Source organism: Geobacillus thermoleovorans (genome assembly GCF_001610955.1).
GTDB lineage: Bacteria > Bacillota > Bacilli > Bacillales > Anoxybacillaceae > Geobacillus > Geobacillus thermoleovorans.
In genome coordinates this window covers 1,343,974-1,359,621 of record NZ_CP014335.1, presented here as the reverse complement: position 1 = coordinate 1,359,621, position 15,648 = coordinate 1,343,974, and the positions used below count along the sequence as shown (strand labels likewise).

The window sequence follows — 15,648 nt, the reverse complement described above, 5'->3', positions numbered from 1 at the left end:
CATCTATTATATCGACAGCGACTACGTTATATACTGACATTGAGAATGATTTCACAAGTTAGGAGGACTTAAATAATGATTGTCCACGAACTGACGGACATCGAACATCTATTCACTGAACAATTGCAGGAAGGCTACTACGTGATTCGCGAAACATACCAAAACGTACTCGTTGAGCCGGAAGACGGCGACACCGTCCGGCAAGTGGACGCCGGAACGGAAGAAGTCGTCACCATCGTATTTGATCCCGGCGACGAATACTCCCTCATTTGCCTTGACACCTACACTTTCGCCGACGGCATCCCATCTTTAGCGGAGCTCAAAGAAACGATTGCCGCGGAGTACGACGTCTTTGTCAACGACCGTTGGGCTGCGGCGTCGTTGTAAAAAAAGCGCCCGAAACGTTGGACATCAGAGACTCGGAAAACACGGGTATCACCTCAACCAAAGCGCCTTTCATCAACCTAGTCAAGGAACAGCCCGTTCGCCTAGCGAGCGGGCTGGTTGGTTCTCTCAATTCGAAACACTTTAAAGCCGATATCAAGCTCCGTCTTCCCCGTTTCATAAACGATTTTCTCCCCCGCGCGGCGGATGCGCTCGCGGCCAATGTCGCAAATCGTCCGAAACCCCACCCGATACGCCTCGGACGTTTCCGCAAGCCGTTCGGGAAGCTGCACCATTATAAACGACCGCCGGCCGCCGTCTTCGGCGTTTTGCTGCATGACGGCATGAGCCGTTGTCGCCGAGCCGGAAAAAAAGTCCAGGATGAGATCATCATCCCTCGTTGTCAACGCCACCATGCGCTGAATGAGCTTCACCGGCTTCGGGTAATCCATCACCGCGAGCCCATCGAACAGCTCCTTCAGCTCCTTTTTCGCCTCCTGCGAATGGGACACCTCGTCATGCGTCCAAATCGTAAGCGGCGTCACCGTCGACTTCACTTCGCTTAAAAACCGCTTCAGGCGCGGCACCCCGTTTCCGTCTTTGCCAAACCAAATGCGGTTATCCGCCGCCAGCTCGGCGAAGCGCTCCTTCGTCACCCGCCAGCAATACCCATTCGGCGGGGAAACGACCCGACCGCTTGGCGTCACAATCTCATAAATCTTTTCCGGAATCGGCGGACCCACCGACAAATCGCCTGACGTCCATGGACCGCGTGGGTCATTGTCTGGGTTGGCATACCGCCCATCCGCTTCCGGATGGCGCGGCAAGCCGTACCAAGCCAGGCGATCGATGTTTTTCGCATAACATAAAATGAAATCATGGTTGCGCGAGGCGAACTTGTTCATATTCACGGGCGAAAACGCCCGCTGCCAAATGAACGTGGCGACAAAATTCCGCTCGCCAAAAATTTCATCGCACATTTTTCTCAAATTCGCCTGCTCCGTATCATCAATGGAGATAAAGATGGCCCCCGTCTCGGCTAACAGCTCCCTCGCCACCCAAAGGCGCGGGTACATCATGTTGAGCCAGCCGGCATGGGCACGCGCTTCTTCCTGGATTCCGCTAGGAACAACGGCTTTCCCCTTGCGCCAATTGTCTTTGTACGTGAGCACTTTTCCTGTATTGTACGGCGGATCGATGTAAATCATTTGAATGGTTCCCGCATGCGACGTTCTCAGCAGCTTTAACGCCTCTAAATTGTCTCCTTCAATATACCAATTGTTCGTCGTCTCCCACTGTTTGCTCGCTGCCTGATCCGGCCGCAATACTCCGGACGCAGGCAGCTCAGCGAGCCGCCTCGCCTCCGCCTTCCCCGGCCACGTGAACTCATATGCTTCTTGCCGTTCGTGACCGCCAAACACTTTCTTCAGCAACTCCCAATCGATGCCCCCATCTACAACCGCTTCCGGAAAGAGCTTTTTGATCGCCTCAAGCCTTGCATCCGCTGCCGGTTTCCTTCTCCCGCCGACGTTTGCCATGGCACTCCCCCTCTCTCCCCTCGCCCTTCCCAACGCGGTGCTTTTTTTGACGAATCTTATTTCCATTATTTCGCCACGGCGCACCGGTTTCCTTCCTTTGGCCATAAAAACACCCCCGCCTTCTGCAAAAAGCGGGGGAGCAAAACCTTTGAACGAGGTTTTCCTTTTTCATTTTCAAGATCCGTTCAGTAAATCTTGTTGAAACATATTTACTTGCGGTTTTTATCCTCTAAACGAGACCTTCCTTTTTCAAGAGTACCTTCATTTTACCATTGATTTTCTAAGGTTGCAACGGGTATTCTTGCACACCCCTTCTACTCCTCTCAAAAATAAAATGTGGTTATGTCAACTTTAACAAGTGACTAAAGTCGTCAACCGTTCAAACCATTGGTATATCAACACCATATTTCTGTTCCCGAAAGAAAAACCGCCATGCACACCTCCCCCTGTTTTTTGACCGTTTTCGGACCGTGCATGGCTGAATTCGGCACCGAAAACAAGACGAGCCAATGAGACGGAGAAGGCGGCATGGCGGATGGCGACCGCTCATACGGTTTTCAAAGAGAGGAATGGTCCACCTTTTCAAGCTTAGAACAGCCGACCCGGTACATGTACAGTTTGACGCCGTCGATCATGAATGCCCGGGCTTCCCCACGCCGTGAAGCGTAGTGCTCGAGCCCGAGCATAAAATTCACTCCTTCACGGTATTCCTCGTTGCCGATCACCTGAAGCGACGGCGACATGAGTTGGCGCGAGAGGAAGAGGATCGCCTTTTTCCGCGCCCGTGTAAGCGAAACGTTGAGGCGGTTCAAACTGTAGATGAACTCCCCTTCCATCACAGCCAGTTCAGGGTCGGCGACGCCGTAGCTAATGATCGCCGCATCCGCCTCTTGCCCTTGCATTTTATCAACCGTATCGACGAAAAACGGCGGGCGCAATTCTTGGCGTTCAAGCTCACGGCGAATGGCGCGGATTTGCGCCCGATGCGGCGAGATGATAAACAGCCCGTGGCGCCAAAACGCTTGATCGCCATCCGGCGTGTCATCATACCGTTTTCCATCACCATCAAGGAGCCGTTCCCGAAGCACCCTCGTTATGTTGGCCACCCAGCGCGCTTCGGCCTCATTTTCTTGCGTGCCGTGCGCACCATCATAAACGCAAACAACAAGCGGATAATCGGGGTCGATCGCCGCTTCCACCCATTCATCGGCAGTTGGAGCGTCGACGAGCGCCAATGTTTGCTCGGCAATTTGGCGGTTGAACGCTGTATAGTCACGTCCATAAATCCGATCGGCCGGGTAGCGGCAAAGCGCCTCATTCATACGGAAATTGTCCGTCAATTGGCGGGTATACCGCTTCTCGACATCGGCGTCAAACAACAGGCGGAAAATCGAGTCGAACAAGTGCGGCTCCCCTTCGCCGGCCGCATACGTCCCTTGAATGATCGGCGGCAGCTGGAAATGGTCGCCGACAATGAGCAGCCTGCCTGCTTTTTTGACATGGCGTAACGCCAACAGTGAATCGGCCACGCGGATTTGCGACGCCTCATCAAGGACGACGACGTCAAACCCTTCTATATAGCCTTTTTCGTATGCCCTTTGAATGCCGTACAGCGTGGCGCCAAGCACCCGATGGCCGCCGCTGCCAAGCCATCCGAGAAGGTCACGGTCCGCCACCTCGGCGATTCCTTTGGCGTTTTCCGTCTGAATCTCGCCGAGTTTCGCGATATGGACGCTGCGCCGCGGCGCAAGCTCCTGAATTTTGCGCAGAACGTTTTCGATCGCCGCATGGGTGAAACCCGAAACAAGAATGGCAAGCCTTCGCCCCCGTTTTTCATACATTTCCATCAGCAACCGAAGAGCAACGGCAATAAAATGCGTTTTCCCGGTGCCAGGCGGCCCCCAGACGAGTGTCAACGTATGACGAAGAAATTGAAGAAACGCCTGGCGCTGGCTTTTTGTCAACCCGCTTCGGCGGAGAAGCGCCTTGACTTCCTCTGCATCCCAGTTGGGACGAAACGTTTTCCGATAGCGAATCGGATCGCGAATCAAGTCCAAGATGCGATGATTGTCCTTATCCAACTGTTGCAACGCCTGCAAGACGCGCGGGGTGGTAAAATCGGCATGCCGGATCGACAGCCGATACTCCTCTCCTTCCACAAGCGGAAACCGGTCGATCCATTTGGGCAACTCGAGCTCGAGTTCAGCTGTCTTGCCATCATCTTCGATGGCGCGAATGCGGGTAAAGTACAAATTGGCCCATTGGGGCGGCTTCCATTCGCTGGAATACTTATAATCTGGAAACGTCTGTTGCGCCTTTTCTCCTTCCTCATTGCACTCCGTCAAAAGCCAGCTCGCCTTTAGATCGATCGTTTCAAGCGCCTGGCGGTTGTTCAATCGGAACCGATCGCCGCCAAGGTACGTGACATGAAGCGTCACTCCGTTCTCAAGCCGCTCCGAAAGCGGGAGCAGGCGCTTTTGGCGAATATCCAAGTAGTTTAATAGCGCCTCGTAGCGCGCCATAAACGCCAGCTTGGACACAAGCGGATCGCGGTAATCAGCCGAATGAGGAAACGCAAATTTTTCCGGCCAGACAATAAGCGGCGAAGGATGGACGCTCTCAGCCCAGACGCGGATGCCTTGGATAATGCTGCTTGCGGCCCAAAGACGCCGGCTTAGCTCCTTCTCGACCGCTTTTCGTTTTTCCTCGTCCCCCGTTTGCCAGGCGTCGTGCAGCACATCCAGTTTCATGGCGTTTGTCAAACGAAATGAAAAACGCTCACTCGCCGAGTACAGAAACGGCGAATCATTGTAGGCCGCAATATATCGCGACAAGTCTTCAAGACGGTACGCGACATGCGCCGGCAAGGCGAACAGCTGGCTCACGGCCGTTGTCAGGACAACGACAGGAAGCGGAACCATTTCGCTTGGGTGGTCGCTGGCACTTGCTAATGAGCTGCTATGAAAATACGACAGCAACCGAACGGCTTTTTCTTGATATTCTGGATCGAACAAAAGCTCTTGAAGCAACTGTTGCACATTGTCCCATTCATAGTTGTCGACGACATACGCCTGCACGGACTTTTGCGCCCGCCACTCTCGCTCTCGGTTGTAATCGTGCACCGTATGAAGCAGGCGGTCCAGCGCATCGGCCAGCTTTCGGCCAACCTCGTCGCATTCCTCAAACGAACCGGCGATAACATGATGCATTTCCGATCCCGTTCCAAACACGTCTGTTCCACCAACACGGTACAGCGATGCCGCCGCGATCTTGCCCGTCAACGGGTCGCGTTGCGCGGTGAGAATAAGACGGATGTCTTCCCATATCGGCATATGTGTCACCGCACGGTCATACGGAACGACTTTTTCTTGCGTGATGGCCTCAAGCTGCGCTTCAAGCCGCCGAAGTTGGCGCGCCAGCCCGGCGTTTTGTTTCAGCACATGCCTGTTTTCTTGACGTTCAAGAAATTGGCGAAACTCACCGATCGTCTCAGGCAGCTGCCGCTCACGGATGAAGCGGGACGTGTAGTTCGATAAGTACGGAACGAGGGAAATGTGCTTCTGTTGCCGTGCTTTGTCGAAACAATAGTCATAAAACGGACACCATTCACACCGGTAATCTAAGTGCCAAAACAGCTCATCGGGTTGCTTCTCGGCCAGCGCCGTCAGTTCGCCAGCCAAAAACTGTTCGAGATACGGGAGCAACTGGCTGATATCCGCTGCTTGCGGCTGCTCGGTTTTGTACGTCCATACCCCCGCTTCGCACCAATCCACATTGCCCCTAATGCCGTGCTCCTCTAAAACGGAAGACAAAATCAAGGCGTACAACGCCGTTTGCACGCGGTGGGAAAGCTTCAACACGTCTGATGATTTGATGTCGATGATGCGAAACACAAAGCCGTTTTGTCCCGGTATGCACTCAATCAAATCCGGGCGGCACGCCGCAAAATGGATGTCGTCCCGATCCAACCCGTACCGTTCGTAAAAGCGCGGCGGCGCGATCAATGTCGGCTGATACAAATATCGCTTGCTCGGCCGCTTCAACTCGCGGATCGTTTCCTCGCCATCCAAATAGCAGTGGGAAATCGGCACGCCAGGCTCTCGCTCTCCCATCTTCACTTGGCCGGCCAAATGGGTCGTGATCACTTCCTCTTCCCACTCAACTCCTCGGCGCAGCACTCCCTCATGAACCGCGGGCCGCTCAAACAGCTCTTCCGGCACATCGAGCTCGCCGCGCCGCTCTTTCGCCAACGACTGAAAATAAAAATTCCGCTCGCACTCATGATAAAAATAGCTTGCGATTTTGGCAGGAGAAACGTAAAGCATACATCGATCCCTTTCTAAAACGTACTGGCCGATGCCCGCACTGAGATTTGTCAGTTTGTTTATCCATTGTATCATATGTTTGTACGCTTTCCTATATACACCATTCCTGCTTGTCTAACAAGAACATATGTGCTATAATGAAGGAAATTAAGATGAAAGAGGGGCCAACATGAGCGAAGAGATCCTCTTGCAACTGTTCGACCGGCTCGGTCATATCGAAAACACGTTGCATCTCCTCGTCGAAAGCCACAAACGGCTGGAAGCGGAACAACAAGAAATGCGAAAAGAGCAGCAGGAGATCCGAAGAGAACAACAAGAAATACGGAAAGAGCAGCAGGAGATCCGAAGAGAACAACAAGAAATGCGAAAAGAACAGCAGGAGATCCGAAGAGAACAGCAAGAAATGCGGAAAGAGCAGCAGGAGATCCGAAGAGAACAGCAAGAAATGCGAAAAGAACAGGAAGAATTCCGACGGATCCAGCAAGCTCTCCTTGAAGGCCAAAAGCGGTTAGAAGAAGAACAAGCCCATATCAAAGCCGGCCAAAAAGAGCTGTATGATCTGATGTCTGCTCTTCTTCACCGCCAGGATGAAACCGACGCTGCACTCGACGCCCTCGCGATGGACGTGCATAAACTTCACGGCGAAGTCTCTTCCATCCACCAAAGACTCGACGCCTTAGAGAAAAAAGTCGATTCCCATGCCCAATCATTCACCGAACAGCTGAACAACATCAAGCTTGACATCACCTTCCTCTCGAACAAAGTCATCGAACACGAACGGGAAATCTACAAAATTAAGAATGTCATTTTATGACGATAAAGCAGGCGGGCCGCCTAAGCCCGCCTGTCCGTTATCTAAGCTCTTGTTCAACTTATTTAACCATTTCCCCCGTCCGCCAGTTCAAACAGCCCGATTTTTCCTCCTTTTTTCGCATGTGTAAACGATCCCTCCACATAGCCGAACAATTCGCTTTCCAGCAAAGCGTCAGGAATGGCCGCACAGTTTACAGGAACGAATGGGCGGTCAGCCCGCGGGCTTTCCTGATGAATCGCCTGGGCGAACAGCTCCTTGCCGGTTCCGCTTTCCCCCATAATGAACACTGGCAAGTCCGACTCTGCTGCCCGTTTCGCGATACGGATCATTTCTTTGAGTCGGCCGTTATGCTTGTTGTTATTTTGTATGTGCCTGTGCCGCTCTTCACGACGTCAAAAACGTAAAAATCTCCTTCACGGAAAAGCGCACCTCGGGAAACGTGGTCGATGCAGCCGCCCCGTTGGCTGCATCGTACACGTCTTCTAGCTGAAACGCTCCCGATTGCCAAACGTATTTTTCCATCACCTGGTGCTGATAATCGACAATCCAATACTCGCGGACTCCTGCTTTCTCATAATAATGACGCTTAAGCAGCCGGTCGTTGCGGGCGGTGCTTGGCGACAACACTTCCACCACTAGGTCGGGGGCGCCGTAACACCGACCTTGGCGCAGTTTCGTTCGATCACCAATAATAGATAGGTCGGGCAGCACCGTTACATTTTTCGTTCCTTTTTGTTCATCTTCAAACAAAAGACTTGGAGGTTGCTGCCGAACACAAGACAAGGACTTCCTTTTAACGCCATGCGAAACTCGGCAATCAAATTGGCGACCACCCCTTCATGCTCATAAGGAGCTGGGGACATCAACACAATCGTTCCTTCGTACAGCTCCATTCGCTCGTCTCCAGCTAAAGAAAAGAACTCGCCGAGCGTATACCGGCGTTGCTCGCCTGATTGGCTCATGCCGCTCTCCCTCCCGCACATGCTATTTCCTCTATATGTAAGCAAACCGTTTGCTCGCCGACAATCGCCTTTGCCAATTCCCTCACGCTAAAAAAGCGCCCTGCCCAAACGGCAGCGCACTTTCCTCAACTTCTTATCCTTTTACAAACACCGTTTTAATCGCCGTGAAAAACTCGATGGCCGCCCGTCCTTGTTCCCGCGAGTGGGAGCTGGACTGCTTCATCCCGCCAAACGGCGCTTGCAGTTCGACGCCGGCGCTTTCTTCATTAATCCGGACGAGTCCGGCCTCGATGTCTTGGATGAACGCGAGCATCTTGCCGATATTTTGCGTGAAAATCGAGGCGCTAAGGCCAAACGGTGTGTCATTGGCTAAGGCTAACGCTTCTTCAAACGTGTCCACTTTAATTAAGGAGAGCACCGGCCCGAAAATTTCCTCGCGAGCGATCGTCATGTTCGGGGATACGTTCTCAAACACCGTCGGCTCTATATAAAACCCGTTTCCGAGCTCTCCATCGACCAAGCGGCGGCCGCCGCAAAGCAATGTCGCCCCTTCTTCGATCCCTTTTTCGATATAAGAAAGAATCGTCTCCAACTGCTTCCGGCTGGCGCACGGGCCCATCCAGACGCCTTCTTTCAGTCCGTCGCCAATTTTCAACTGTTTAATCTTCGCTAATAATTGTTCTTTAAACGATTCATAGATGGAACTCTGAACGAAGACACGGCTTGTCGCCGTACATTTTTGCCCCGTCGAACGCAGTCCTCCGCTAATCGTCGCTTCGACGGCGCGATCAAGGTCAGCGTCCTCGAGCACGATCACCGGATTCTTTCCGCCCATTTCCAGCTGGTATTTCGCCCCTCGGGCTACCGCTTTTTGGGCGATCGTTTTGCCGACTTCATTGGAGCCGGTGAAGGTGATGCCGTGAATATGGGGGTGTTCGGCGATCGCATTGCCGATGACCGATCCTTTGCCTGTCACCAAATTCACAACGCCGGCCGGCAGCCCCGCTTGATCAAAGCACTCCACGATTTTCGCGGCGGTGACAGCTGTTTCTTGCGCCGGCTTAAACACAACGGTGTTTCCATAGACGATGGCGGGTGCGATTTTCCAAATCGGAATCGCGACTGGAAAGTTCCACGGCGTGATGACCCCAACCACGCCAAGAGGCACGCGCGTGGTAAACATCAACGCTTCGCTGTCCATGGATGGAATGACCTCGCCGATGGACCGCATCCCCTCCCCAGCATAGTAGCGCAAAATATTGACTCCCCGCTGCACTTCCCCTTTTGCTTCCGGGAGCGTTTTTCCCATTTCTCTTGTCATCGTTTCGGCGATCTCGTCAAGCCGTTTCTCAAGAACGTCAGCCGCGCGGAACAAATACTCTCCGCGTTTCGGGCCGGACAGCTTCCGCCATGCCGCCTGCGCCCTTCGCGCCGCCTCAACCGCAACGTTCACATCCTCGACTCCGGACTCTTGAACGTAGCCGACGATATCATCGATGTTGGCTGGGTTAAGGCTGGCTTCGATTTTTCCAGTGGAGGAATGAATCCATTCGCCATTGATGTAATTCAAGTATGTTTGTTTTTCTGTTCTCATCTTCATAATATCTTCTCCCCCTTTCCATTCACGTGATCGCTGCATACGATCTTGGAAAAAATGTTTGCCCTTGGTCATGATCTGAAAAATACAAGTTCATAACACTACTATAATATAGTTGAAATATTTTGTGAATTATATAAGTTGCAACTTTTTTACATAGCATTGTTCGCTCTTTTTGTCACCGTGCCAGCTTTTCAAGTGATAAAGATAGGACATGGAGATCGGAAATCCTTTATTACAACCTAATATAGATTGAATGCGGCTACAATGAACAAAACACCGAAGCCATTGCATGAAAGCAACAAAAAACCAACCTCCCCTAAACAAGGAGAGGCTGGTTTCCATTTCACCCTGACCACTTTAATCATGGAAATTCGTCCCATCCGTCACTTCTTTGACGATGCCGGCGCGGATGACGAAGTCGCCGAAGTGTTCACCGTCAAGCCGCTCTTTCGCATAGCGGGATAGGAGCATGCGCAGTTCGCGCAAAATTTCCTCCTCGCCGATGTTTTCGCGGTACAGTTTGCCTAAGCGCGTGCCATTGAACGCGGCTCCAAGGTACATGTTGTATTTGCCGACCGCTTTGCCGACGAAGGCGATTTCCGCGAGCACGTGGCGGGCGCAGCCGTTCGGACAGCCCGTCATGCGGATCGTGATTTCTTCGTCGCGCAAACCGTTTTCATCGATAATTTCCTCGATTTTATCGAGCAGTTTCGGCAAGTACCGCTCCGCTTCCGCCATCGCCAAACCGCACGTCGGCAAGGCGACACAGGCGAGCGCGTTGCGGCGCAAGGCGGTGTACCGGCGGCCGTCGGTCAAGCCGTATTTGGCGATGAGCGCCTCGATTTCCGGCTTTTTCTCGCTCGTGACATTGGCGATGATCAAGTTTTGGTTTGGCGTCAACCGGAAATCGCCGGTATGGACTTTCGCGATTTCGCGCAGGCCGGTCATCAGCTTGTAATCGTCGTAGTCTTTGACGCGGCCGCCTTCGACAAAGAGCGTGAAATGCCATGTCCCATTGACGCCTTCGACCCAGCCGTAGCGGTCGCCGCTATGCTCGAAATGGTACGGGCGCGCTTCGCCGAGCCTCCAGCCGAGGCGGCGCTCAATTTCTTCTTTCACCGCTTCCAGCCCAAGCCGATCGATCGTGTATTTGAAGCGGGCGTGTTTGCGCGATGAGCGGTTGCCGTAGTCGCGCTGAACGGTCATAATTTTCTCCGCCACTTCCACGACTTGATCCGGCTTGCAGAAGCCGATCACTTTCGCCAGTTGCGGATACGTCGTTTTGTCCCCATGGGTCATCCCCATGCCGCCGCCGATGGCGACATTAAACCCGGCGAGCTTGCCGTCCTCGACAATGGCGATGAACCCAATGTCTTGCGAGAACACATCCACGTCGTTGGACGGCGGAACGGCGATGCCGATTTTAAACTTCCGCGGCAAATACGTCGGACCGTAAATCGGTTCTTCTTCACCGTCGACCGGCGGCGTGCCGGCGACTTTTTCATCATCAAGCCAAATTTCGTAATACGCCCTCGTCCGCGGCAGCAAATGGTCGCTGATCAGCTTCGCCCATTCATACACTTCCGCATGCACTTCCGACTGGTACGGGTTCGGGTTGCACATGACGTTTCGGTTGACGTCGCCACAGGCGGCGAGTGTCGTCATCAAGGCGCCATTGATGGCTTGCATCGTTTTTTTCACGTTCCATTTCAAGACGCCGTGCAGTTGGAACGCCTGGCGCGTCGTTAATTTTAACGTGCCGTTCGCGTATTTGCGGGCAAGTTCATCCATGACAAGCCACTGTTCGGGCGTCGCCACCCCGCCCGGCGTGCGCACGCGGATCATAAATTGATAGGCCGGTTCAAGCTTTTGTTTTTGCCGTTCGGTGCGCACGTCGCGGTCGTCTTGCAAGTAGCTGCCGTGAAACTTCATCAGCCGGTTGTCATCATCTGGGATGCCCGCGCTGAGCGGGTCTTCCATCGTTTCGGCAAGCGTGCCGCGCAAGTAACGGCTTTCCTGTTTAATGCGCTCGACATCGCTTGGCGGTCCGTCCGGCGCTTTTAACACGACTTTCGCCATTTCCGATTCCACTCCTTCTTTAGAGATTAATAGACGTCGCGTTGGTACCGTTTTTGCTTTTGCATTTCCGTCAAATACGCTTCCGCCTGTTCGCGGCTCATGCCGCCCTCTTTTTCGATAATCTCGATCAACGTCTGATGAACGTCGCGCGCCATGTGTTGCTTGTCGCCGCAAACGTAGACAACAGCACCTTCCTCAAGCCAACCGAACAGCTCTTTGCTTCGTTCAAGCATCCGGTGCTGCACATACACTTTCTTCTCCGTATCGCGAGAGAAGGCGACATCCATTTTGGTCAGCACACCGCTTTTCAACCATGCGAGCCATTCGGTTTGATACAGGAAGTCGGTCATAAAGTGTTGGTCCCCGAAAAAGAGCCACGATTTTCCTTTCGCCCCGATGGCCTCGCGCTCTTGCATAAAGGCGCGGAACGGCGCCACTCCGGTGCCTGGACCGATCATAATGATCGGCGTGTCGGGATCCTTCGGCAACTTAAAGTTCGGGTTCGGCTGCACAAAGACCGGCAACGTATCGCCGATTTGGACGCGTTCGGCGCAGAACGTCGAGCACACCCCTTTGCGCAGGCGGCCGTGCGACTCATAACGGACCGCACCGATCGTCAAGTGCACTTCATCTGGATAGGCCGCTAAGCTGCTCGCGATCGAGTACAGGCGCGGCGGCATTTTCCGCAAGATGGAGATGAGTTGCTGCGGAGTGGCGTCCCATGGGCCGAAATCGCGGAGCGCATCCAACAAATCACGGCCTTTGGCGTATTCTTTCAATTTGGCTTCATTGCCGGGCGCCACAAGCGCTTGGAGCTCACTGTTTTTTGACAGCGTCGCCAGCTTTTGCAACAGCGCTTTCGTCAGCACCGTAATTTCAAAATGTGAGGTGAGCGCTTCACGCAGCGACCGCACTTCCCCATCTTTGTCGATCGTCACCGTTTCTTCCGGGTTCCATTTCATTTCTTGGATGATGAGGTCGACAAGCTCGGGATCATTTTTCGGGAAAATGCCAAGCGCATCGCCCGGTTCGTACTTCAACCCCGATCCCTCGAGCGACAATTCCAAATGGCGCGTTTCCTTGTTCGATCCGCGGCCGTTTAAGTTGATGTTTTCAAGCACCTCGGCCGGGAACGGGTTTTTCCGCGAATAGACGACAGCTGGTTCCATTTTTGGTGCCGTGGCCGCAGCGGACAAAAGCGGCGTGGCCCCAACATGGGCATTCGCTTCTTTGCTTAACTCGCCAAGCACGCCATCAAGCCATTTCGCCGCCGCTTCTTCATAGTCGACATCGCAATCGACGCGCGGATAAAACCGTGTTCCGCCCAGCTCCTCAAGACGTTTGTCGAAATCTTTCCCCGTCTGGCAAAAATGTTCATACGACGTATCGCCGAGCGCCAAGACAGAGAAACGAAGATGGTTGAGCTTTGGCGCCCGTTTGCTGTGGAGAAATTCGTAAAACGATACCGCATTGTCCGGCGGATCGCCTTCCCCATGCGTGCTCACGACAATGAGCAGCGTCTCCACTTTCTTTAATTCGTTCGGCTTAAAATCAAGCATGGACAACACTTTCGCTTCAAAACCACGCTCTTTGAGCGCCTTGCCGGCTTTTTCAGCCAACTTTTGCGCATTGCCGGTTTGCGAGCCGTACAATACCGTCACTTCTTTCGAAACCGGTTTGCTGCTTCCAGCAAACAGCGCCGGCGCTTCGGCATCCAAAACGGCGACCGCCGCCTCGGCAGCAGCCAAATACCCGCTCAGCCAAAGCTTTTGCGACGGCGTCAACGTCGGCAACAAACGATTCAAAAGCTCAATCTGCTCCTGGGTAAACGGACTGTTGGTTACTTGCAGCTGCAACGGTGTCCACCTCACAATATAAAATAAAATGGAACGATTGGCGCCGTTTCGGTCTCAACGACAGGACGAACGCCAAATTCCATTATTCCTATAAGCCAAGTATACTTTAATGAGGGTATCATATTTACACTTTACCGCAAAACAAAACATTAGTAAAATAAATATAAATTATTAAAACTATTAGTATTTCTAATAGTACGGTCATCATGGGGACGGAGGAGAGGCGGACATGTACTATGAAGAGTTAAAAACGTTCATCACCTTAGCTGAAGTAAAAAACTTCACCAAAACTGCGGAAATTCTCCATTTGTCGCAGCCAAGCGTCAGCTTGCACATCAAAAATTTAGAAAAAGAGTTTCAAACGAAACTGTTCATCCGCTCCCCGAAGCGGCTGCGCATGACGCCGACCGGCGAGCTCCTATACGACCGCGCCAAACAAATGGTGGCGCTTTATGAACAAACGAAACAAGACATTTTGGAACACCATCATTCCGTCAAAGGAAAATTGAAAATCGGGGCGAGCTTTACAATTGGAGAGTATATTTTGCCGCCGCTTTTGCCCGATTTCCAAAAACGTTACCCAGAGTTGGAGCTTGAGGTCATGATCGGCAACACAAAAGAAATTGTCGAACTCGTCAAATCATATCAAGTCGACATCGGCTTGATCGAAGGGCAAACGAACGAAAAAGAACTGTCCGTTCATCCGTTCATGCAGGACGAGCTTGTCATCGTCGCCTCCAACCGCCACGAACTGGCGCAAAAAGAGGAGGTCACGATCGCCGAGCTGCAAAACGAAGCATGGGTGGCGCGCGAAGTCGGGTCGGGAACAAGGGAATATTTCAACCATTTCATCCGCTCGAACGGGCTGAAAGTCAAATCGCTCATGATCATCAGCAGCAACCAAGGCATTAAAGAAACGTTGATCAACGGCAACGCCCTGTCCTTGCTGTCGCGCAGCGTCGTCGCCCGCGACATCGAGCACGGCCACCTGTCCATCGTTCGCCTGAACCATCCACCGTTTTACCGAATGTTTTCCTACATCTATGCACCGATTATGGAAAACAAACAAAACGTGCGCATTTTCCTTGAAGCCTTGCAAACCAATTGGACTGGCGTCAGCCAATAACAGAAGGGCGTGGTCATGGATGACCCGCCCTCACACTTCCATCTCCCCATGGCGGATGTGCGGCATTTCAATTTGAATCGTCGCATGGCGAATGTGAAAGCGCGTTTCGACCAAATCAATCGCCCGCTGCAAAACCGCCTGTCCATCGCATCCTTCCTCAATGAGCAAATGGCAGCTTAACGAATCAAGCCCCGAGGTGATCGTCCAAATATGCAAATCGTGGACATCGATCACCCCATCAATGCCCGAGAGCGCCGCCTTCACTTCCGCATGGTCAATCGCCGCCGGCGTTCCTTCCATTAAAATATGCACTGTCTGCTTGACTACGGCAAATGCTCCTTTTAGAATCAAAACCGCCACCGCGATGGAAATGAGCGGATCGGCCGCGTACCAATCGAACAGCCAGATGACAAGCCCTGCCGCCATCGCCCCGACCGAGCCTAACGCATCGCCGATCACGTGCAAATACGCACTGCGGACATTGACGTTCTCTTTGACATCCCCTTTGCGCATTAACACCCAAGCGCTCACGAGATTTGCCAACAACCCGACGGCGGCCACCGCCATCATCGGCCCGCTCGCGACAGCAGGTGGATTCACAAACCTCCCGACCGCTTCCCAAATAATCCAAGCGGCAATCACCACCAACGTGACCCCGTTTACTAGCGCCGCTAAAATCTCGAACCGGTAAAATCCATACGTTCTCTTCGGCGACGCGGGCTTCGCCGCCAGCCAAACCGCCGCCAGGCTTAACAGAAGCGAAATGGCATCACTCAGCATATGCCCCGAATCCGAAAGAAGAGCAAGGCTGTTCGTCACAAGCCCGCCGACAAACTCGAGCACCATGATCCCGATCGTTACACCGAGGGCAATCGCCAGCCCTTTTTGATTTCCTTCTCTGCCGTGATGATGCCCGTGATGGTGATCACAATGGCCGTGCGCGTGATGATGCATCCATCTTCTC

Annotated in this window: 11 protein-coding genes and 1 pseudogene; 3 read left to right on the top strand and 9 right to left on the bottom strand. The window is 53.0% G+C overall.

Features of this window, described 5'->3' with window-relative positions:
* Positions 1 to 75 precede the first annotated feature (75 nt).
* The gene (locus GT3570_RS06790) at positions 76 to 387 is read left to right on the top strand and encodes a hypothetical protein (RefSeq protein ID WP_062898568.1); all 312 of its coding nucleotides are present in this window, start codon (positions 76 to 78) and stop codon (positions 385 to 387) included.
* A gap of 101 nt (positions 388 to 488) precedes the next feature.
* On the opposite strand, the gene GT3570_RS06785 is transcribed toward GT3570_RS06790, so the two are convergent.
* The gene (locus GT3570_RS06785) at positions 489 to 1,922 is read right to left on the bottom strand and encodes a site-specific DNA-methyltransferase (protein ID WP_023634510.1); all 1,434 of its coding nucleotides are present in this window, start codon (positions 1,920 to 1,922) and stop codon (positions 489 to 491) included.
* 557 nt (positions 1,923 to 2,479) lie between these two features.
* On the bottom strand, positions 2,480 to 6,247 hold the full coding sequence (locus GT3570_RS06780; RefSeq protein WP_062898567.1) for a bifunctional RecB family nuclease/DEAD/DEAH box helicase: 3,768 nt from the start codon (positions 6,245 to 6,247) through the stop codon (positions 2,480 to 2,482).
* Positions 6,248 to 6,416: 169 nt separating this feature from the next.
* Here GT3570_RS06780 and GT3570_RS06775 point away from each other — a divergent pair, with 169 nt between their 5' ends.
* Entirely contained in the window at positions 6,417 to 7,061 is a 645-nt protein-coding gene (locus GT3570_RS06775; RefSeq protein ID WP_062898566.1) for a hypothetical protein, read from the top strand.
* Between the two features lie 71 nt (positions 7,062 to 7,132).
* On the opposite strand, the pseudogene GT3570_RS06770 reads toward GT3570_RS06775, so the two are convergent.
* From GT3570_RS06770 to GT3570_RS06750, 6 genes and pseudogenes are all read right to left on the bottom strand, one after another.
* Positions 7,133 to 7,411, bottom strand: a pseudogene (locus GT3570_RS06770) (sigma 54-interacting transcriptional regulator); the annotation flags it as partial.
* 34 nt (positions 7,412 to 7,445) lie between these two features.
* Complete coding sequence (locus GT3570_RS19335) at positions 7,446 to 7,811, bottom strand: Uma2 family endonuclease (RefSeq protein ID WP_369793557.1); 366 nt, start codon at positions 7,809 to 7,811, stop codon at positions 7,446 to 7,448.
* A complete protein-coding gene (locus GT3570_RS19330; protein ID WP_369793556.1) occupies positions 7,775 to 8,023 on the bottom strand; it encodes a Uma2 family endonuclease in 249 nt (82 codons plus the stop codon). The genes GT3570_RS19335 and GT3570_RS19330 overlap by 37 nt, the downstream gene beginning before the upstream one ends.
* A gap of 133 nt (positions 8,024 to 8,156) precedes the next feature.
* A complete protein-coding gene (gucD, locus tag GT3570_RS06760) occupies positions 8,157 to 9,623 on the bottom strand; it encodes an alpha-ketoglutaric semialdehyde dehydrogenase GucD (protein WP_062898565.1) in 1,467 nt (488 codons plus the stop codon).
* A 357-nt stretch (positions 9,624 to 9,980) separates the two neighbouring features.
* The gene (gene cysI, locus GT3570_RS06755; RefSeq protein ID WP_020278761.1) at positions 9,981 to 11,702 is read right to left on the bottom strand and encodes an assimilatory sulfite reductase (NADPH) hemoprotein subunit; all 1,722 of its coding nucleotides are present in this window, start codon (positions 11,700 to 11,702) and stop codon (positions 9,981 to 9,983) included.
* A 26-nt stretch (positions 11,703 to 11,728) separates the two neighbouring features.
* Complete coding sequence (locus GT3570_RS06750) at positions 11,729 to 13,558, bottom strand: assimilatory sulfite reductase (NADPH) flavoprotein subunit (protein ID WP_062898564.1); 1,830 nt, start codon at positions 13,556 to 13,558, stop codon at positions 11,729 to 11,731.
* 229 nt (positions 13,559 to 13,787) lie between these two features.
* On the opposite strand from GT3570_RS06750, the gene GT3570_RS06745 reads away from it, so the two are divergent.
* Positions 13,788 to 14,684: a LysR family transcriptional regulator gene (locus GT3570_RS06745; RefSeq protein WP_033025188.1), complete on the top strand. Its 897-nt coding sequence runs from the start codon at positions 13,788 to 13,790 to the stop codon at positions 14,682 to 14,684.
* Between the two features lie 30 nt (positions 14,685 to 14,714).
* On the opposite strand, the gene GT3570_RS06740 is transcribed toward GT3570_RS06745, so the two are convergent.
* On the bottom strand, positions 14,715 to 15,638 hold the full coding sequence (locus GT3570_RS06740) for a cation diffusion facilitator family transporter (protein ID WP_011230903.1): 924 nt from the start codon (positions 15,636 to 15,638) through the stop codon (positions 14,715 to 14,717).
* Positions 15,639 to 15,648 lie beyond the last annotated feature (10 nt).